The organism is Achromobacter spanius (assembly GCF_002966795.1).
GTDB lineage: Bacteria > Pseudomonadota > Gammaproteobacteria > Burkholderiales > Burkholderiaceae_B > Achromobacter > Achromobacter spanius_D.
Window position 1 is genome coordinate 5,854,836 of the sequence record NZ_CP023270.1, and the last position, 19,175, is coordinate 5,874,010.

At 66.1% G+C, this 19,175-nt stretch carries 18 protein-coding genes and 2 tRNA genes; 7 read left to right on the forward strand and 13 right to left on the reverse strand.

Annotated elements, in window-relative coordinates; genetic code table 11:
- Window position 1: 1 nt before the first annotated feature.
- Both CLM73_RS26535 and CLM73_RS26540 read right to left on the reverse strand, forming a co-directional pair.
- The gene (locus CLM73_RS26535) at window positions 2–994 is read right to left on the reverse strand and encodes a Bug family tripartite tricarboxylate transporter substrate binding protein (protein WP_105240981.1); all 993 of its coding nucleotides are present in this window, start codon (window positions 992–994) and stop codon (window positions 2–4) included.
- Between the two features lie 63 nt (window positions 995–1,057).
- The gene (locus CLM73_RS26540; RefSeq protein ID WP_105240982.1) at window positions 1,058–2,155 is read right to left on the reverse strand and encodes a mandelate racemase/muconate lactonizing enzyme family protein; all 1,098 of its coding nucleotides are present in this window, start codon (window positions 2,153–2,155) and stop codon (window positions 1,058–1,060) included.
- Window positions 2,156–2,262: 107 nt separating this feature from the next.
- Between CLM73_RS26540 and CLM73_RS26545 the strand changes: the two genes are divergently transcribed.
- A complete protein-coding gene (locus CLM73_RS26545) occupies window positions 2,263–3,225 on the forward strand; it encodes a LysR family transcriptional regulator (RefSeq protein ID WP_105240983.1) in 963 nt (320 codons plus the stop codon).
- Here the strand turns inward: CLM73_RS26545 and CLM73_RS26550 are convergent.
- On the reverse strand, window positions 3,182–3,721 hold the full coding sequence (locus CLM73_RS26550) for a 1,2-dihydroxy-3-keto-5-methylthiopentene dioxygenase (RefSeq protein WP_105240984.1): 540 nt from the start codon (window positions 3,719–3,721) through the stop codon (window positions 3,182–3,184). The genes CLM73_RS26545 and CLM73_RS26550 overlap by 44 nt on opposite strands.
- Window positions 3,722–3,733: 12 nt before the next feature.
- On the reverse strand, window positions 3,734–4,528 hold the full coding sequence (locus CLM73_RS26555) for a MetQ/NlpA family ABC transporter substrate-binding protein (protein ID WP_105240985.1): 795 nt from the start codon (window positions 4,526–4,528) through the stop codon (window positions 3,734–3,736).
- 187 nt (window positions 4,529–4,715) lie between these two features.
- On the opposite strand from CLM73_RS26555, the gene CLM73_RS26560 reads away from it, so the two are divergent.
- Complete coding sequence (locus tag CLM73_RS26560) at window positions 4,716–5,789, forward strand: DUF6817 domain-containing protein (protein WP_105240986.1); 1,074 nt, start codon at window positions 4,716–4,718, stop codon at window positions 5,787–5,789.
- A gap of 19 nt (window positions 5,790–5,808) precedes the next feature.
- Here CLM73_RS26560 and CLM73_RS26565 read toward each other — a convergent pair whose 3' ends face one another.
- The 5 genes from CLM73_RS26565 to hemA all read right to left on the reverse strand — a co-directional run bounded on the left by CLM73_RS26565 (window position 5,809) and on the right by hemA (window position 10,216).
- On the reverse strand, window positions 5,809–6,369 hold the full coding sequence (locus tag CLM73_RS26565) for a UbiX family flavin prenyltransferase (RefSeq protein ID WP_105240987.1): 561 nt from the start codon (window positions 6,367–6,369) through the stop codon (window positions 5,809–5,811).
- Window positions 6,370–6,376: 7 nt separating this feature from the next.
- Window positions 6,377–6,703, reverse strand: a complete 327-nt coding sequence (gene grxD / locus CLM73_RS26570; RefSeq protein ID WP_056319914.1) for a Grx4 family monothiol glutaredoxin — start codon at window positions 6,701–6,703, stop codon at window positions 6,377–6,379.
- A 226-nt stretch (window positions 6,704–6,929) separates the two neighbouring features.
- Window positions 6,930–7,763: a peptide chain release factor N(5)-glutamine methyltransferase gene (gene prmC / locus CLM73_RS26575; protein WP_105240988.1), complete on the reverse strand. Its 834-nt coding sequence runs from the start codon at window positions 7,761–7,763 to the stop codon at window positions 6,930–6,932.
- A 10-nt stretch (window positions 7,764–7,773) separates the two neighbouring features.
- On the reverse strand, window positions 7,774–8,856 hold the full coding sequence (prfA, locus tag CLM73_RS26580) for a peptide chain release factor 1 (protein WP_105240989.1): 1,083 nt from the start codon (window positions 8,854–8,856) through the stop codon (window positions 7,774–7,776).
- A gap of 85 nt (window positions 8,857–8,941) precedes the next feature.
- On the reverse strand, window positions 8,942–10,216 hold the full coding sequence (hemA, locus tag CLM73_RS26585; RefSeq protein WP_056559840.1) for a glutamyl-tRNA reductase: 1,275 nt from the start codon (window positions 10,214–10,216) through the stop codon (window positions 8,942–8,944).
- 335 nt (window positions 10,217–10,551) lie between these two features.
- Here hemA and CLM73_RS26590 point away from each other — a divergent pair.
- Together CLM73_RS26590 and CLM73_RS26595 are read left to right on the forward strand one after the other, a co-directional pair.
- Window positions 10,552–10,627 (forward strand) — tRNA-Phe (locus tag CLM73_RS26590).
- A 214-nt stretch (window positions 10,628–10,841) separates the two neighbouring features.
- Window positions 10,842–10,917: transfer RNA gene (locus CLM73_RS26595), tRNA-Phe, on the forward strand.
- An 87-nt stretch (window positions 10,918–11,004) separates the two neighbouring features.
- Here CLM73_RS26595 and CLM73_RS26600 read toward each other — a convergent pair.
- The gene (locus tag CLM73_RS26600; protein WP_105240990.1) at window positions 11,005–12,369 is read right to left on the reverse strand and encodes a Fic family protein; all 1,365 of its coding nucleotides are present in this window, start codon (window positions 12,367–12,369) and stop codon (window positions 11,005–11,007) included.
- Window positions 12,370–12,713: 344 nt separating this feature from the next.
- Here CLM73_RS26600 and CLM73_RS26605 point away from each other — a divergent pair, with 344 nt between their 5' ends.
- Window positions 12,714–15,176, forward strand: coding sequence for a mechanosensitive ion channel family protein (locus CLM73_RS26605; protein WP_105240991.1), 2,463 nt, complete (start codon window positions 12,714–12,716; stop codon window positions 15,174–15,176).
- A 16-nt stretch (window positions 15,177–15,192) separates the two neighbouring features.
- Here CLM73_RS26605 and CLM73_RS26610 read toward each other — a convergent pair whose 3' ends face one another.
- Window positions 15,193–15,663: an Lrp/AsnC family transcriptional regulator gene (locus tag CLM73_RS26610; RefSeq protein WP_105240992.1), complete on the reverse strand. Its 471-nt coding sequence runs from the start codon at window positions 15,661–15,663 to the stop codon at window positions 15,193–15,195.
- 205 nt (window positions 15,664–15,868) lie between these two features.
- On the opposite strand from CLM73_RS26610, the gene CLM73_RS26615 reads away from it, so the two are divergent.
- Window positions 15,869–16,513: a LysE family translocator gene (locus CLM73_RS26615; RefSeq protein WP_105240993.1), complete on the forward strand. Its 645-nt coding sequence runs from the start codon at window positions 15,869–15,871 to the stop codon at window positions 16,511–16,513.
- 61 nt (window positions 16,514–16,574) lie between these two features.
- A complete protein-coding gene (locus tag CLM73_RS26620; RefSeq protein WP_105240994.1) occupies window positions 16,575–17,480 on the forward strand; it encodes an EamA family transporter in 906 nt (301 codons plus the stop codon).
- A gap of 7 nt (window positions 17,481–17,487) precedes the next feature.
- On the opposite strand, the gene CLM73_RS26625 is transcribed toward CLM73_RS26620, so the two are convergent.
- Together CLM73_RS26625 and CLM73_RS26630 are read right to left on the reverse strand one after the other, a co-directional pair.
- A complete protein-coding gene (locus tag CLM73_RS26625) occupies window positions 17,488–18,063 on the reverse strand; it encodes a hypothetical protein (protein WP_105240995.1) in 576 nt (191 codons plus the stop codon).
- Window positions 18,064–18,187: 124 nt separating this feature from the next.
- Window positions 18,188–19,159 carry a Bug family tripartite tricarboxylate transporter substrate binding protein gene (locus CLM73_RS26630; RefSeq protein ID WP_105240996.1) on the reverse strand — a complete coding sequence of 324 codons (972 nt, stop codon included), beginning with the start codon at window positions 19,157–19,159 and terminating at the stop codon, window positions 18,188–18,190.
- Between the last annotated feature and the right edge of the window lie 16 nt (window positions 19,160–19,175).

Here is a 19,175-nt window from a genome sequence, read left to right on the forward strand (position 1 = left end):
CTTACTCGGCCTTGATGTTGCCGCGCTGGACCACGGCGGTCCACTTGGCCACGTCGTCGCGGATGCGCTTTGCGAATTCGGCCGGCGTGCTGCCGACCGGCTGAAAGCCCAACCCGGCCAGCTTGTCGCGCAGCGCGCCGTTGCGCACGGATTCGCCCAGCGTCTGCGACAGGCGTTCGATGATCGGCTCGGGCACGCCAGCCGGCGCAATCACGCCGAACAGCGGCGAGATATCCACACCCGGCAGCCCCGCTTCGGCAAACGTCGGCACGTCAGGCAACTGGCTGGTGCGTTGCGGGCTGGTGACCGCCAGCGCGCGCAGCTTGCCGGCCTTGATGTGTTCGAGCAGCGTGGGCACGGTGGCAAAGCCGAACTGCACCTGGCCGCCCAAGAGGTCGGTGATCACGGTGCCGCCGCCGCGATACGGCACGTGCAGCACATCCACGCCTGCCTGCTGGCGCAGTTGCTCGCCGGCCAGATGCGGCCCGCTGCCCACGCCGGCCGATCCGAACGACAACGTGCCCGGCTGCGACTTGGCCAGCGCCAGGAACGACGCAATGTCCGTCGCCTTGACCGACGGGTGCACCACCATGACGAAGGGCGCCGTCGCCATCAGCGAGATCGGCGCGAAGTCCTTGATGGCGTCGTACGGCTGGCGGTCGCCCAGCAACGCGGGATTGATGGTGAACGTGGAGTCGACCATCCCGATGGTGTAGCCGTCGGGCGCCGACACCGCCAGTGCGCGCGTGCCGATCGTGGTGCCGCCGCCGCCGCGGTTTTCCACGACAAAGGGCTGGCCCAGCGCCTCGGCATACACCTGACCCGCCATGCGGCCCAGCGTGTCGGTCGCCGCTCCCGGCGGGTACGGGATGTACAAGCGGACCGCCTTGTCCGGGTACTGCGCGGCGCGTGCCGCGAAGGACCACGGCAACACGGCGGCGCCTGCGGCCATGGCGGCGCTGTTGATCAGAAACGCTCTGCGCGATGGGTGCATGTCTTTGTCTCCAGGTTCGTGTTCTTTGCGGCCTCTGCGGGCCTGTAGCTTCTTGGCGGTGTGTCAGGCGCTATACCGGCCCTCGGCGAGTTCCGCTTCCGGATCCGCGCCCAGTCCCGGGCCGTCCGGAACATTGACCCAACCGTTCTCGATGGGCACGCGCTTTCCGTACGGGACATGCGCCAGTTCGACGTACAGGCGTTCCAGCGACACCTCGGCTTGCTGCGCGGCAATCAGGTGCAGACTGGCAAGATAGCCGGGGCCGAAAAACGCCACCTGCGGCGCGCAGATGACACTTGAGTCCGCGCACTTCTGCGCAATCCGCCACGCGGCGGTCAGGCCCAGTTTGATGACGCTGGGCTGCACGTACTGCGCCGCTTGCGTGTCGACCACGCGCTCCAGATCGGTGGCGCTGCTGGCGTTCTCGCCCACCGCCAGCGGGATGCCGCAGGCCTGCTTCAAGCGGGCCAGCGCACGATCGTCTTCCGGCGGCCACAAGGGTTCTTCGATCCAGAACGGATCGTGCGGGCGCATGGCCGCGATGGCGGCTTCGGCTTCGTTCGGCAGCCACGCACAATTCGTGTCCACCATGATCGGCACGCCGGGTCCCGTGCTGCGGCGCACGGCGGCCAGCGCGTCGGCGGTGCGCTCGTGCAGCTTGATCTCGCTATAGCCTTCGTTCAGCGCGCGCGTGGTCACGGCGTCCAGGCGTTCGGCGTTGCCGTAATACTGCAGCAGCGACGCATACACGCGCACCCGCTCGCGGCGCTTGCCGCCCAAGAGCGCATACAACGGCACGCCCGCGCGCTTGGCGCGCAGGTCCCACAGCGCGATGTCCAGCCCGGCCAGCGCGTGCACCACGGGACCGGACCGCCCCAGGTTGTGCAGCGTGCGCTGCATGCCGGGCAGCAGCGTGTCGTCGTCCGCATCCCGCCCGCAGGCCAGGGGCGCGATCAGCGTCTCGAAGATGGCGGGCAAGGCGCGCGGCTCCACGCAATACGATTCGCCCCAGGCCACCGTGCCGTCTTCGGTCTGCACCCGCACCAGCGCGCTGTCCAGCTTGTCGCGCGGGCGGCCCGCGAACAGGGGCGACGGGCTCCAGTGATGGAACGGCAGGCGCAAGGGAATGCAGGTGACGGAAACGATGGTGTTGGCGGGCATGGCGGTGTGGCGTCGAAATGCGGAATGCAGGATGCGATGGGCTATTCTGGCCGCCGCCAGTTCATATGGTCAAATAGATGAATTGACTATTTCCATATGAATTTCATATGTTCAATCGCCGCGAACTTCTGCTGCTGCGCGCCATGTACCGGCTGGACACCGTCACCGCCGCGGCCGCCTCGGTCAACATGACGCAGCCCGCCGCCAGCGCGCTCTTGCGCGACATGGAAACGCGGCTGGGCTTTGCGCTGTTCAGCCGCGAGAACCGGCGGCTGCACCTGACGAGCCAGGGCCGCGCGCTGATACCCGAGGTGCTCAATGCGCTGGCCGGCATCGAGGCCGTGGACCGGTTGGCCGTCGACATCCGCCAGGGCGCGTTGGCGCGATTGGACGTGGGCGCCGTCGCCATCGCCGCGTCCAGCCTGCTGCCTCCGGCCCTGGCCGGCGTGCGCCGCGCACATCCGGCGGTGGCCGTGACCGTGCGCGCCGGCACCGCGCTGGAAATCATCGAGATGGCCGTGGATCACCGCATCGACCTGGGCATCATCATCGGCTCGCCGCCGGACATCGACCGCGTGTCCAGCCTGCGGCTCGCGCCGTTGGGACTGCATGCGGTCATGGCCCAGGACCATCCGTGGGCGAAGAAAGCCTCCCTGACGCTGGACGAGGTGGCCGAGGCGGGACCGATCGTGCTGGCCCCCGCCCTACCCGCCGGCCGCGCGACGCGCCAGGCGCTGGAGGCGCGCGGGCTGCCCTATCGCCCGATCATCGAAGCGGCGCAGTCGTCAGCCGCGTGTGCGCTGGCCGCAGAGGGGCTGGGCGTCGCCATCGTCGAAAGCCTGGGCGCGCATTACGCCGAACGCCAGGGCCTGGTGGCGCGCCAACTGCTGGCGCTGGAGGATCCGGTGCTGGCGGTGGTGTGGTCGCGCGACCGTGCCATGAGCGCGCCGGCGCAGTTGCTGCAGGAGGGATTGGCGCGAGAGGTTCAGACCTGGCTGTCGCGCGCGAAAGCGCGCGACACGGGCCTCAAGGCAGAACCGGAAAGCGCGTCGCGATATCGTCGCCCGTGAACTGCGCGGTCCACCCGGCCGGATCGTTGAACAGCCGGATGCACGTGAAGGCAGGCGACGAGCCCATGTCGAACCAGTGCGGGATACCCGCCGGCACGGAAATCAGGTCGTCTTTCTCGCAAAGCGCTGCATACACGCGGCCCTCGGCATGCAGCACGAAGAGACCACTGCCCGCCACGAAGAAGCGGACCTCATCGTCGGCGTGCGTGTGCTCGGCCAGGAACTTGCGCCGCAGCGCCGCGCGATCCGGATGCGTGGCGTCCAGGCTGATGACGTCAACGGCCCGATAGCCGCGTTCGTTCATCAGTTGATCGATCTGCGGCTGGTATGCGGCCAGCACTGCCTCATGCTGCGCACCCGGCTCCAGCGGCGCCGCCGCGGTCCAGCGCTCGAAGCGCACGCCGATGGCCGCGAGCTCGCGCTGCACCTCGGCCGCATCGTCCAGCACGCGCGCGGAATCAGGCGCGTTGTCGGGATAGATCGTCAGAGTGGACATCGCGCCGCCGGCTTACCAGGAGGTCGTGTAGGCGCCGGGGAACTGCTTGGCGACAAAGGCCTTCACCTCGTCGGACTGGTAGGCCTTGATGAAGCGCGCGATGCGCGGATCGTTCTTGTTGTCCTCGCGCGCGGCGATGACGACGGGCGCGAACGGTGCGTCCTTGCTTTCCAGCACCAGCGCGTCCTTGGCGGGCGACAGGCCGGCGGGGATCGCGTACGCCGAGTTCACGGCCGCGGCGTCCACGTCCTTGAGCGAGTGCGGCAGTTGCGCGGCCTCGATCTCGACGAACTTCAGATTCTTGGGGTTCTCGGCGATATCGAAGATCGACGCCGTCACCGTCACGCCGTCCTTCAGCTTGATCAGCTTGGCGGCCTGCAGCACCAGCAGCGCGCGGGCGCCGTTGGTCGGATCATTCGGAATGGCCACCTTGCCGCCTTGCGGCAGATCGTCCAGCGACTTCACGCGCTTGGAATAGATGCCCATCTGCTGCACCACCGCGGTCGCCACCGGCACCAGCTTGTAGCCGCGCGCCTTGTTCTGCGATTCCAGGAAAGGCTTGTGCTGATAGATGTTCACGTCCAGCTCCTTGGCGTCCAGCGCGGCGTTCGGCTGGATGAAGTCGCTGAACTCGATCAGCTTGACCTTCAGGCCCTGCTTGGCGGCAACCTGCTGCACGACTTCGCCGATCTGCGCGTGCGGGCCGACCGTGACGCCCACTTTCAGCTCGGCGTCCTGCGCCATCGCCGAGGTGCCGGCAAATCCAAGAACGGTGGCGAAAACGGCGAGGGAATGGCGAAGGCGCATGGCAGTCTCTACAGGTTTAAACGATTGAGGGTTGGAATAATGTCCCCGGATTCTAGTGAGGCCGCTTCAAAACCGGAAGCGATCAATATTCATATTGATATGCGGATTTCGATATAAACCCCGCGATGACAGCGCCGGCGCATGCGGACACAATAGAGCCTGCTTTCATCCACCCTACCCGCCAACCATGTCCACCACCCCCGAACTCCATCCGCACGCGCGTGCGCTGCTGGCCGACCACTACGCCGCCGTCGACGCCGACCTGCCCGTCCTGCTCGACCTGCTGTTCGCGCGCAGCGCGGGCGAAGACTGGCACAAGGCCGGCACATTCAAGCATCACCTGCTGGGCGTCTACCGCACGCTGGCGCTCTGGAACCAGCCGCGCGAAGTGCGCCTCCTGGGCCTGTTCCACAGCGTCTACGGCAACGAATACGTGGACCTCACCCTGTTTGACCGCGAACGCGAGCGCAACACGTTGCGCGACGTGCTGGGCACCGAAGCCGAAGAATGGGTCAGCCTGTTTTGCGCCATGCCCCGCACGCGATTCGTGCAGGCCATCCTGCAAGGCCAGGGCTCGGGACCGGAAGGGCTGACGCTGGAAGGCGCCGATGGACAGGTCTTCACCTTCACGCCGCGCCAGGTCGCGGCGTTCACCGTCGTATCCGCCGCCGACATCGGTGAGCAATGGCATAGCTGGCAGGACGAGATCTTTGCGGGCTATCCGCAGCAACAGCGCCGCGACCTGAAAACGAATTGGGCGTCGTCGTTGTGGCCCGGCCCATTGAAGCCGCCGTCGAACATCCTGTCGATGCTGTCGCATCTGCTGGCGCCGCTATCGCGCATGCCGCAGGACACCGGCATTCCCATCCCGCCCGCCTTTGACAATTGCCGCGCCACGCTCAGCCCGCGCGATGAAGCGGCCGCCAGCGCGCTGTATTGGCAGGTCATCACCCGCATGCACCCGCTGACCGAAATGGACAGCGCACGGCACATGCTGGAAGCCGCGGTCGAACACAACCCGTGGGTGGGCGAGCCGCGCCTGCTGCTGGCGCAACTGGCGCTGACGGCCGGCGAATTCGAAGCCGCGGAACAGCACGCCGCCGCGGGACTGGCCGCGCTGCAAGCGTGGGGCACCGCGTGGGACAAGCGGATTGAATGGGCCGGATGGATGGCATGGGCGCGCATCGAACTGCAAAATGCGCGGGCGCGCAAGTGGCCGGAGAACCTGGCCGCGCTGAACGGCATGGGGCTGGTGGAATAACGCCCGCTTACGTTACGTGTTACGTCCCTTCCCAGTGCGGACCGGGCACGACGATGTCGAACATTTCCAGGACGCGGGCCACGGTGTGGTCCACCATTTCCTCGATGGACTTGGGCCGGTGATAGAACGCCGGCAGCGGCGGAAACACGATGCCGCCCATTTCGGTCACGGCCGTCATGTTGCGCAGGTGGGCCAGATTGAACGGCGTCTCGCGCACCATCATCAACAGGCGGCGGCGCTCTTTGAGCGTCACGTCGGCAGCGCGCGTAATGAGGTTGTCGGACAGGCCATGCGCCACCGCCGCCAGCGTGCGCATCGAGCACGGCACGATCACCATGCCCGCGGTCTGAAACGCGCCGCTCGCCAGCGTGGCGCCCACGTCGCGAATGCTGTGCACGTGGTCTGCCAGCGCATAGACGTCCTGGCGGCTGACGTCGAGCTCATGCTTGATGTTCAGCACGCCAGAGGCGGACACCACCAGATGCGTCTCGACGTCTTCGACGTTGCGCAGCGCCTGCAGCATGCGCACCGCGTAGAGCGCGCCAGTGGCGCCCGTGATGCCGACGACGAGCCGCCGCATGATGGCGTTAAGCCGTGGCGCCGGATTGCTCCAGCAGCGTCTTCAGTTCGCCGGACTCGTTCATTTCATTCATGATGTCCGAGCCGCCGATGAACTCGCCCGACACGTACAACTGCGGAATGGTGGGCCAGCTGGAGAATTCCTTGATGCCCTGGCGGACTTCGTCGTCCTCGAGCACATTGACCGTGACCAGCTTCTTCACGCCACAGCCTTTCAGGATTTGAATGGCCTTGCCGGAGAACCCGCATTGCGGGAACTGGGCGGTGCCCTTCATGAACAGCACGACGGGGTGCTGGGTAACGGTTTCGCGGATGAATTCTTGAACGTCGCTCATGGTGGTCTCTTGGACAGGCAAAACGGAATGGGTCAATTATAGGTACAGCCGGGAAAAGCGCCCGATTACCCGGGCGCGGCGCCGGTATATCCGGGAGAAATGCAACAGCACATGTCGGGCCGTGATCTGCGCGGGATGGTGTCAGACACCCAGGTGAGCGGCGCGGCATCCTGAACGGATACTTCCGGGGTGTCAGACACCAGGCACTGGCTGCCGGCAAAAGAGGTCACGCACCCGCGACCCGCAAACGCCCGCCCGAGATCCGCTCGATCCCCGCCAGATCCTGGCGGCTGTGCACGTCTGCGAACCCCGCCTGGCGGAGCATGCCCCGTACCTGCTCCGCCTGATCCCAGCCATGCTCCATCCAGAGCGAGCCGCCGGGTTTCAGATGGGCGCGCGCGCCTTCGACGATGCGCGCCAGATCATCCAGTCCGCCCGCGCCGTCAGTCAGCGCCCCACGCGGCTCAAAGCGCACGTCGCCCTGCTCCAGATGCGGATCGTCGCTCGCCACATACGGCGGATTGGACACGATCAGATCAAACCCTTCGCCAGCCGGCACCGCCTCGTACCAGCTTCCCTCCACAAAGCGCACCGCAGCCGTCAGGTCCCAGGCATTGCCGGCAGCCACTGCCAGCGCGGCGGCGCTGACGTCCGACGCCATCACCCGCGCGTCGCGCCGCGCCAGCGCAATCGACACCGCAATCGCACCGCTGCCCGTGCCCAGGTCCAGCACCATCGGCCCGGTGAGGCCTTCGATGCATTCCAGCGCGGTTTCCACCAGCACTTCAGTATCGGGTCGCGGAATCAGCACGTCGGGCGTCACGCGGAACCGGTGTCCCATGAATTCGCGATGGCCCAGCAGGTAGGCCATGGGTTCCCCGGCCAGCCGGCGCTGCGCCAGGGCCTCGTACGCCGCCGCCACCTCCGGCGCCAGCGCATCGGTGTCGTGCGCCAGCAGCCACGCGCGCGGCTTGTTCAGCACGCGCTCCAGCAGCATGCGCACTTCCAGGCGCGGCAGGCGCTTGTCGAGCAGCAGACTCTTGATCTGGGGCGCGGTCATGGCGTCGGCCTTAAATATCGTCGCCCAGCGCGGCAAGCTGCTCGGCCTGATGCTCGGCGATCAGCGCGCCGGTCAGTTCCTCGAGGTCGCCTTCCATGATCTGCTGCAGCTTGTACAGCGTCAGGTTGATGCGGTGATCGGTGACGCGGCCCTGCGGATAGTTGTAGGTGCGGATGCGCTCGGACCGGTCGCCCGAGCCAATCAGGCTCTTGCGCTCGGCTGCTTCCTTGCTCTGGCGCTCGCGCTCTTCCTTGTCTTTCAGGCGCGCGGCCAGCACCTGCATGGCCTTGTCCTTGTTGCGGTGTTGCGAACGGTCGTCCTGGCACTCCACCACCAGCCCCGTCGGCAAGTGGGTGATACGCACGGCCGAATCGGTCTTGTTGATGTGCTGGCCGCCCGCGCCGCTGGCGCGGAAGGTGTCGATGCGCAGGTCGCTGGGATTGATGACGATCTCGGACATCGCGTCGGCTTCGGCCATGATGGCCACCGTGCAGGCCGACGTGTGGATGCGGCCCTGCGCCTCGGTCGCCGGCACGCGCTGCACGCGGTGCGCCCCCGACTCGAACTTCAGCCGGCCATACGCGCCGTCGCCGTCGATGCGCGCGATCACTTCCTTGTAGCCGCCCAGTTCCGACGCGCTTTCCGACATCAGCTCCACCCGCCAGCCACGCTGTTCAGCGTAGCGCGTGTACATGCGCAAGAGGTCGCCCGAGAACAGCGCGCTTTCGTCGCCGCCCGTGCCCGCGCGGATTTCCAGGAACACGCTGCGCCCATCGTTGGGGTCGCGCGGCAGCAGCAGAAGCTGCAGCGCCGCTTCCAGCGTTTCCAGCTTGCCGCGCCCGGACTTGATCTCTTCCTCGGCCATGGCCTTCATGTCGGGCTCGGACAGCATCTCCTGCGCGGTCGCGATGTCTTCCTCGGTGCGGGCAAACGCGGTGAAGGCTTCGACTACCGGTTCCAGTTCGGCGCGCTCGCGGGAAAGCTTGCGAAAGCGGTCCATGTCGGACGCGGTTTCCGGTTCGGCGAGCAGGGCATCGACCTCGATCAGGCGATGGCACAAATGCTCCAGCCGGCTGCGCATGGAAGATTTCATGAGGGGAAGACCAAGAGAGAAAACAGAAAAAGCGGGCGCCCACAAAGCGAACGCCCGCCATGAGGCGGGACGTGGGGCAACGCCGCTAACGGCGGGAGTCGCGGCCGGGGAAGAGGCGCGGCATCCAGGCAAGCAGTTGCTTGCGGTCGTCGCCTTCGCTGCGGTTCAGCGCCGCGAGCGGGCCGTGCAGGTACTTTTGGGTCAGGCCGTGCGCCAGTTGCTCAAGCACGGCTTCGGGCGATTCGCCCCGCGCCAAGAGGCGGCGGGCGCGTTCGAGTTCAGCGGCGCGGACGTCTTCGGCGGCCTGGTGCAGGTCGCGGATGACGGGCACCACTTCGCGGGACTGCATCCAGTGCATGAAGCCCTGGACGCGGGTTTCGATGATGGCCTCGGCCTGCACCACCGCGGCGCGGCGGGCGTCGGTGCCAGTCTGCACCAGCCGGCCCAGGTCATCCACCGAATACAGATAGACGTCGTCCAGACGGCCGACTTCGGGCTCGATGTCGCGCGGCACGGCCAGATCGATCATGACCATCGGGCGGTGACGGCGCAGGCGTGTAGCCCGTTCAACCATCCCCAGGCCGAGGATGGGCAGGGAGCTTGCCGTACAGGAAACAATGACGTCGAACTCGGACAGCCGCTCGGTCAGGTCGGACAGCTTCATCGTGCTGGCCGAAAAGCGGTTGGCCAGCAGTTCGGCGCGCTCGGCCGTGCGGTTGGCCACCACCATGCTGCGCGGACGTTGCGCGGCAAAGTGCGTGGCGCACAATTCGATCATTTCGCCGGCGCCGATGAACAGCGTGCGGGCTTGATCCAGGTTGCCGAACACGCGCTCGGCAAGACGCACCGCGGCGGCGGCCATGGACACGGATTCGGCGCCGATGGCGGTTTGCGACCGGACTTCCTTGGCGACCGAGAAGGTGCGCTGGAACATCTGGTGCAGCAGCGTGCCGAGCGAACCGGCTTCGCCGGCGGCGCGCACCGCGTCCTTCATCTGGCCCACGATCTGGGTTTCGCCCAGCACCATGGAATCGAGGCCGCTTGCCACGCGGAAGGCGTGACGCACGGCGTCGTCTTGATGATGGCGATAGAGGTGCGGGCGCAGCGTGCCGGCGTCCAGGCGGTTGTGTTCAGCCAGCCAGGCGGGCAACTGATCCGCCACGTGGCCGTCGGCCGCGCAGTAGATCTCGGTGCGATTACAGGTGGACAGGATGGCGGCTTCGCGGACAGAACCGCCGAATGCCGAACGCAAGCCTTCGAGGGCGGGCTTGACCAGATCAACGGGCATGGACACGCGCTCGCGGACCGACACCGGCGCGGACGTGTGATTCAGACCGAAGGCAAGGACAGCTACCGACATGTGTGAGGGATGGCGGAAAGCCACCCGCGGCTAAGCGTTAAGTACTGCCACTATAAGAACAATGCGTCGCAGCCCGCTTGTCGCGCATCAAAGACGCGAAAGCATCCGGCTGTAACAGCAAAACCGCTGACGATTATACTCCTGCGGGTTATCCCCAGGCCATTCCCGTCCCCAATCGCGGCCAGATGGCGTCCATTCGTGCCGTGGAGCCAACAGTCTGGGGCTTTGCTGCCCCTGCGCTGCGCAGTTTCGTGCTCGGGCGCGAAAAAAAGAGACGCTTCACCCCGCCCGGCTGGCACAACCGAAAAAAATTGTGTATAGTTGCGGACTTCGTTGGCCTGGTAGCTCAGTCGGTAGAGCAGAGGATTGAAAATCCTTGTGTCGGTGGTTCGATTCCGCCCCAGGCCACCAAAAGAATTTCCGGGAGCTTCGGTTCCCACAAAAAGCCCAGCCTTGCGCTGGGTTTTTTGTTGGTGGTGGGGCTGTGCCGCCCGTGTTTTGTTGGTGGCGGCATTGCGCCGCACGTGTTTTTGTTTGTGGCGGCGCTTCGCCGCCCATGTTTTGTTGGTGGCGGCATTGCGCCGCCACGTGTCCCGACATTTTGTGTATAGTGGCGGGCTTCGTTGGCCTGGTAGCTCAGTCGGTAGAGCAGAGGATTGAAAATCCTTGTGTCGGTGGTTCGATTCCGCCCCAGGCCACCAAAAGATTCATGCATTAAGAGATTCAAGCATTTAGCCCCGCCCGGTTCTGCCAAGGCGGGGCTTTTTGTTTTGGTCTTCCATTCACGCTCACTGCGGACGGCCGTCGTCAATCCAGGCTTGCGTCGCGCTCAGCGTGAGCCGGTAGCGAGCGTAGTTGAACACCTCCAGCTTCTTCAGGTCATCCCGCAGCATTGTCTCGAATCCAGGCGCCGCGCTCTCATTAAGGCCCAGCACTTCAACCGCATCCTGCACGGACCGTCTGTCCCGGACCACCAGGCTGATCGCCTCATTCAGACTGTCGCGATATCGCAATCGCAGTGGATCCGGCCTGCCCCGTGATTCCATCACCACGACATATTTCTTCAGAGAGCGGCGGTACGTCCATGCGAACAAGTCCACCGCGAGCGTCACATCCAGGTATTCGTAAACACCTAGCATCGCACGCGCGTAATCGCGCGGATCGACATCCAGAAATGACAGCGGCGAACAGTTGTAGAGCATCAGTGGAATGTTGGCGGCCAGCCGCCCGGTGCGCTTATTGCCATCCTCAAACGGTTGCAGGTATGCCAGGTTGACCCAGAGGAAGAAGGCTGCCTCCACCGGATTCTTGATATGCCTGGCCTTGAGCAGAATGGCCTCCAACATTTCCTCGAGGATTGCCGGCACCTGGCTGGGTACATAAACGGTGTCGCTGATGTTGACCACTTTCTGCCGGATGGCCCCGAGTCCATTGCCGTCAGCAAGCAGGTCTTGCATTAGCACGGCGTGCAGATTTCGGACGACCGCGGTCGAGAGCCCCTGAAGCGGAACCATTTCCACGAGGAACTCGATCGCTGCCTTGTGATTGAGCAGCATCACCGCGTTCGCATCGCCCCCGGCTGTCCCTTGTTTGAACAGTTCCTCGGTAGCCAGCATGGTGTAGGGATTACCTTCAAGTCGAGAGGACGACCATGACAGGTCAATGAGGAGTGGTTCCAGTACCTCGCGAGCGTAGGTTCCGGCCGGCAGTTGCTCTTTCATGCTTCCTGATCGAAACAACTCTTCAGCCAGAGATTTCGGCATCAACCAGCTTTCATTTGGCACATAGCTATCGACAAACTCGCGTTGATACGACACCGGATCGCGCGCAGCCAGGGGCACATCGAGCTTCTTGTTCAGCTCAACCGCGGCAGCCGACCAGGTTGGATGCAGACGGGTCTCAGGCGCGGGTAGCGGCTCGGTGACGCCAGGTCTATCGATCGTTGCTGCGTCCGTCAGCCGATATCGCGTTGCCCGCGCGCGGCCGCTGCGTATGAGCAGCCCGGCCGCGCACAGTGCGTCCAGATACCGCCGAACGGTCGCTGAGCTGCCCTGCGTCGCCGAGATGACGTCGCTGGACGAGACCTCACGCCGCCCGGACATAGCCAAGTACCGGATCGCATTTAGAACTGATTCTCGCGTCACTTTGTTCATGTATCTGCTCAGTATCTGCTCATTAATGAGCAGATACTACTCAACTGAGCAGATATTTCAAGATTGAGCAGATTTGTGATCAATGAGCAGATAGTGAGCAAATTGTCTACGGGCTGCCAGCCACCCGGCCGCCAGTAATGTTGGATGCGCACCCGGAGTGGGACTGACCTCTCGATCGGCGCGTGGAGCGCGTGGAGCGCGGCCATTCGCCATTCGCGAATTGCGAATGACGCCCCTCCCGCGCCGCCCCCTTCTTACCCGCCGCATTTCGCGATATCGTGACATGCCGTCCCGCAGCAGAATCCCCGTAACCGCACGTCCGTCCCCCACCACGGAGTCGCGATATGCGCGCCCGCGCACGAATCCTCTTCTGCCTCTTTGGCCTGGCCCTGGGCTGGGCGGGCGCGGCGCTTGGGGCGGAGACGCCGGCGCCCGCCGCCCAAGCGCCCGCCGCGATCCAGATGGCCGAAATCCCGCTACGGGCAGACACCGATTTGCGCTACGCCGAGGGCGTCCTGCAGCGCGCCGCCACGGCGGATCCCGTTGCCGCGCTGATGCCGCCGCTGGACGCCATTGCCAAATCCGCCGACGAAAAGCTCTACGAATTCCAGCCGGCGCAGCTTCGCAACTTTCCGATCATGCGGCTCGAAAGCCTGGAGCGGCACTGGATTTTTGATGTGCGGCGGCTGGCGCGGTGGCAGGTCGAGATGCGGCAGGCAACCGCGTGGTACGCCAGCGATGCGGCCGAGTTGCTGCGGCGGCGCACGGCCTGGCAGGCGATCAAGGATGCGCCGGGGGCATCCGGGTTGCCGGCCGCGCTGGCTGAGCGCATCGACGCGGTGATCGCGCAACTGGCGGCGGCCAGTCAGGCGCTGTCCGGGCCGCTGTCGCGCCAGGTCGAGCTGGAGCAGCGGGCCAACGCGATCGAGGAACAGATCAAGGCAGGCCAGCGCCAGGTGATGGAGGCCATCGACTACGTGGATGCGCGGCTGCTGCGCGTGGATTCGCCGCCGCTCTGGGCGCTGGACTGGGCCGGTAAAACCGACCAGGACACGTTGACCCTGCTGCGCGAGGGCCTGGACATCGAGGTGCGATTCGCGCGCGACTACGGGGCGGCGGGCGCCAGCAACCAGCGCGCCTTACACACCCTGCAACTGCTGCTGCTGCCGCTTCTGCTCTGGCTGGCGCGCAAAAGCCGCAACGCCATCCGCACCGGCGTCATGAGCGAAACCGCCGCCGGCGTGCTGGGACGGCCGCTGTCGACGTGGGTGCTGCTGTCCATGATGGGCGTGCTGGCCCTGGAGCCGGACGCCCCATTGATGGTCCAGCAGATTGCGCTGGTGCTGGCGGCGGTGCCCGTGCTGCGCCTGCTTCCGCCGGCCAGCCGGCGGCACCTGGACCATTGGCCGCGCGTCATCACCGCGCTTTTCCTGGCCGAACGGCTGGGGTTCCTGTTCCTGGCCAACACCTTGTACTACCGCCTGTCGACCGTCGCGATGGCCGGGTTGGCGCTGGCGGCGATTCTCTGGCTGCTGGCACGGGGCCGGCGCCAGACTTATCCGCCCGGCTCCGAGCGGCTGGTGCGCGCGCTGCGCGCCGTGGCGTGGGGCGCGGCCGCGCTGCTGTGCGTGTCGCTGGGAGCGAACCTCATCGGCAATGTGTCGCTGTCCGAAATGCTGACCAGCGGCATCATCGGCAGCGGCTACTTCGGGCTCGTGCTGTACGCGGGCGTCACCGTCATCATCACCTTGCTGCAACTGCTGTTGGCGCGCCAGGGCATTTCGCGCTTCCGGCTGGCGCGCGATCATGCGCCGCCGCTGGTGCAGTTGCTGATCCGCCTGGTGAGCGCCGCGGCCGTGGTGGGCTGGGCGGTCTACACGATGGACCGTTTCCGCGTCCTGCGCAGCACCTATGCGTTCGTGACCCAGGTGCTGTCCTATACGCTGGAGTTCGGCCAGATCTCGATCAGCCTGGGCAACGTCCTGGTCTTTGCGATCTCGGTACTGATCGCCTTCTGGGCCGCGCGCACCATCCGCATCATCCTGCACGACGAGGTGCTGACCCGCATGTCGCTGCCGCGCGGCGTCGGCAACAGCATCGCCTCGCTGTCGTACTACCTGGTGCTGCTGCTCGGGCTGGGCATCGCGCTGTCCGCGGCGGGTTTCCAGACCAGCCAGCTCACCATCGTGTTCGGCGCCCTGGGCGTGGGCATCGGCTTCGGGCTGCAAGGCGTGGTGAACAACTTCGTGTCGGGGCTGATCCTGATGTTCGAACGGCCAATCCAGCCGGGCGATGTGGTGGAGATCAGCGGCACGTCCGGCCAGGTGCGCGACATCGGCATGCGCGCCACGCGAATCAAGACCTTTGAAGGCGCCGACGTGATCGTGCCGAATGGCACGCTGCTGTCCGAAAAGCTCACGAACTGGACCATGCTGGATCGCAGCCGACGTATCGAGGTCAGTATCGGACTGGCCTACGGCACCGATCCGAGGCAGGTGCTGGAATTGCTGGATGGCGTTGCGCGGCAGACGCCGGGCGTGGTCACCGAGCCCGCGCCGATGGTGCTGTTCATGGGGTTTGGCGCGAGCACGCTGGATTTCAGCTTGCGGGCCTGGACCTACGACTTCGACCGATGGATCGAGATCCGCAGCGACATGATGGCGCGGATGTATGACGCGCTACGGGAGGCGGGGATCGAGATTCCCTTTCCGCAGCGGGACCTGCATTTGCGCAGTGTGTCGGAGGCGGCGAGCCGAACCTTATTCGATGCCAGGCCGCCTGGATCGGACGCCCCGCATCCGGGCTGAGCCTGAAATCTGGCCCTCAGCCGGGCACCGTCACCGGCACAGTCAGCCCATTCTTCACCCGGCTCATCACCACCAGCGTCGAAAACCGCTTCACGTTCGGGTTGCCCCAGAAATGGCGCTGCGCGAACACTTCGTACTCGGCCATGTCGCGCATGGTGAGCGTCAGCACGAAGTCGACTTCGCCCGTTACCGACAGGCACTGCATGATCTCGGGCGCGGTCTGCATGGCGCGCTTGAACTGGTCGAGCTTGTCGGCGCGCTCGCTTTCCAGCGATACCAGCACCACCATCGTGATTCCGCGGCCCACGGCGGCGGGGTCCACGACGGACACGTCCGCGGTCACCACCTTGGATTCGCGCAGCCGCTTCATGCGGCGCAGGCAGGACACCGGCGACAGGTTCACGCGTTGTGCGACGTCCTGGCTGGTGCGCTGGTTGTCTTCCTGCAGGCTTTGCAGGATCTGCAGATCGAAATCGTCTAGTTCCATGGGGCGCTCGGAACGCGTGTGCGGGTGGGAAGTGGAGCGGAAGGCGGGTATCGGCTGATTCTAATCGTGGCCGCGATGCAAACCGTCGCGAATTCGACGGGAAACTTCATTTCGAGCGCTCCCGACGCAGGAATAATTCAAGCGGCTTGCTTACACTGGGAGCCCTCCGCCCGCGCCGTCGGGAATTTCCACGCTGCACCCTGCAATGCCCTCACTCCAGCTTTTCCTGCTTTTCCTGGCCGCCGATGCGGCCTTGAAGCTCACGCCCGGCCCCGACATGGCCCTCACGCTGTCGCGCGGCATGACGCAAGGGTTTCGTCCCGCCTTCCATAGCGTGCTGGGCAACGTGGCCGCCGGCTTCATCCAGGTCCCGGCCGTCGTGCTGGGCCTGGCCTCCGTGCTGCGGACCTTCCCCACGCTTTTCGTGGGCATCAAAGCCGCAGGCGGCCTGTATCTGGGATACCTGGGCATCAAGGCGATGATCCGGTGCGCGAACGCCGCCGAGGTGTCGCTGGCCGCCCGGCCGGGCGACGCGCGCGACGCCTTCTGGCAGGGCTTCATCACCAACCTGCTGAACCCGAAGGTGCTGCTCTTCATGATCGCCTTCCTGCCGCAGTTCACCTCGCCGGACAATGGCCCGGTCTGGATCCAGATGCTGGTGCTGGGCGTCACGATGAAAGCGCTCAGCCTGCCTTACGGCAGCTGCTTTGCGTACGGCGCGTCGCGCATCCGCGGCTGGGTCGCGCGCAATCCGTGGTTCCTGCGCGCCCAGCAGGGCATTCTGGGCGCGATCATGCTGGGGCTGGCCATGTACGTGCTGGCTTCCACGGCGATGAATCCGCAGCCCTGACCATCCGCCCTCACGCCGAATCGTCCCAGTACAAGCGTCTTACCCTAAGCCCCTGCCTTCCATGACCGCCGCCACCTTGAACAACGGACACAACGGCTCAGCGTCCACCCTGCTTCCCACCCTGTCGCTGATCGGCGCCATGGCATCACTGTGCGTGGGCACGTCGTTCGCGAAATCGCTGTTTCCCGAGGTGGGCGCGCAGGGCACCACCGCGTATCGCATCGTCATCGGCGCCATCATCCTGCTGGCCTTCTGGCGGCCGTGGCGCTTTCCGCTGACGCGCCGCAACGCCGCGAAGATCGCCCTGTACGGCGTGACGCTGGCGTGCATGAACCTGCTGTTCTACATGGCGCTCAAAACCCTGCCGCTGGGCATCGCCATCGCCATCGAGTTCACGGGACCCTTGACGCTGGCCGTGGTGCTGTCACGGCGGGCTATCGACTTTGTATGGATCGCCTGCGCGCTGGCCGGCCTGATCCTGCTCATCCCCACCGGCCAATCCGTCCACGACCTCGATCCGCAAGGCATCGCGTACGCGCTGGGCGCTGCCGTGTGCTGGGCGCTGTACATCATCTTCGGCAAGATGGCCGGCAACGTGCATGGCGGCCAGGCTACCTCGCTCGGTCTGCTGGCGGCCGCGATGGTCGCCCTTCCCGTCGGCGCGGCACACGCGGGCATGGCGCTGCTGGATCCCAAACTGATTCTGGCGGGCGTGGCCGTCGGCATCCTGTCCAGCGCGCTGCCCTATTCGCTGGAAATGGTGGCGCTGCGTCGCTTGCCGCAGAAGACCTTCGGCGTGCTGCTCAGCATGGAGCCCGCGATGGGCGCGCTGGCCGGTGTCGTGGTCTTGAACGAACACCTGTCGCAGACGCAGTGGCTGGCGATTCTCGGCATCATCGTCGCGTCCGCCGGCTGCGCGGCAACGGCGCAGCGCAGCCGCAAGGCGCCGATCCCCGCGCCGGATTGATCCGCCCTCAACCAAAGCCCGGCTCGCGCTGCGGCAGCGAAAGCGGGTCGAAGTCTTCCCAGTGATTGTTGCGCCAGTGGCCGTTGGCATGTTCCACGTCGGCGCCGCCGGCATCGCGCAGGATGCGGCACGCCAGGATCTCGCGCTGCGGCCGGACCCGCACGGCGACCATGACGCCGGCCTGGCGGATCTCGGCATGGGAATCGGGGTTGAAGTGGCCGTGCTGCGTGGTGCCGTGACCCGTCACCCAGAGCGCGCCAAACAGCGACCCGAGATACGCGCCGACACCCGCCGCGGCCAGGATTGCCGCCGTGGAGTCGCTGAGTTCCGCCGCGACGAATCCGCCGAACACCGCAAATACCGCCCCCACGCCGCCTGCGCCCAGATAGGCGCCCATGTCGGCGCGCCCCGCGTCGGGATCGGACCGCCGGTCGCCACCATACGGAAAGCGGCCGTGCTCGCCGGCGGGATTGACGTAGAAGGTATGGATATCCCAGTCGGGAAAGCCGCTGGTGGCAAGGCGGCTGGCTGCGGCCTTGGCGGCTTCGAAGCCCTCGAAGCGGGCAGCTACGATCAAAGACATGGCAGTCTCCTCGCCCGCGGTCCGGGCCGGATGCGCATCGTTTTATCGTACGCCCGCGCCGCCGCCGTGCACGCCGGCGTTACACGTTGCCGCCTCTGTTACCTGGCGGCTGTTACCCCGCCCCTTATTCGGCGGCAAGCCCCTTGCCCTGGATGACCGCGCCCCAGCGCTCGTGCTCCTGACGCGTGTAGGCGCGAAAGGCGTCGGGCGTGCTGCCGGCCGGTTCCATGCCCTGCAGCGTCAGTTGCTTGACCACATCCGGCGATGCCAGCGCTTGCCGGATCGCGTGACTGAGCTGTTCAACGATGGGCGCGGGCGTGCCGGCCGGCGCGACCACGCCCTGCCAGGCCGCCGCCTCGAAGATCGGCCCGCCGGCCTCGGCGAACGTCGGCACGGCCGGCAATTGGGTGGACCGCTTGGCGGCGGGCACGGCAATCGCGCGCAGCCTGCCCGCCTGGATCAGCGGCCGGGCGGCGGCCAGGTCCGCCATCATCAGCGGGACCACGCCCGCGGCAACGTCCTGCAGCGCGGGCGGCGACCCTTTGTACGGCACCGCCGTCGCACGGCCGCCGACGGTCTCCATGAACAGTTCCATCGCCAGATGATGCGGACTGCCCACGCCCAGCGACGCGTAGCTGCCGGGCGGTTCGCGTTTCAGGTAGGTCTTCACGTCGCCCAGCGTGTGCAGGCCCGAATCCGGCGCGGCCACCAGCACGATGGGCAACGCCACCAGCGTGGACACCGGCGTCAGTTGCTGCTGCGGATCGTAGGGCAGATCGTTGTACAGCCACGGATTGAGCGCCAGCGTGCTCATGCCCGCCGTCAGCACCGTGTAGCCGTCCGGCTGAGCGCGCGCGGCCTCTTGCGCGGCGACGATGGTGGCGGCGCCCGGGCGGTTCTCGACCACCACCGGCTGCCCCAGCGTCTCGCCGACATGGCGGGCCACGATGCGGGTCGCCAGATCGCTGCCGCCGCCCGCGCTGAACGGCACCAGCCACCGGATGGGCCGGTCGGGATAGTCGGCCGCCCACGACGCGGCCGGCATGGCCGCGGCCAGCGCCGCCGAAAACAGCATGCGCAGCATGCCCTGGAACATGACGCTCACTCCTTTT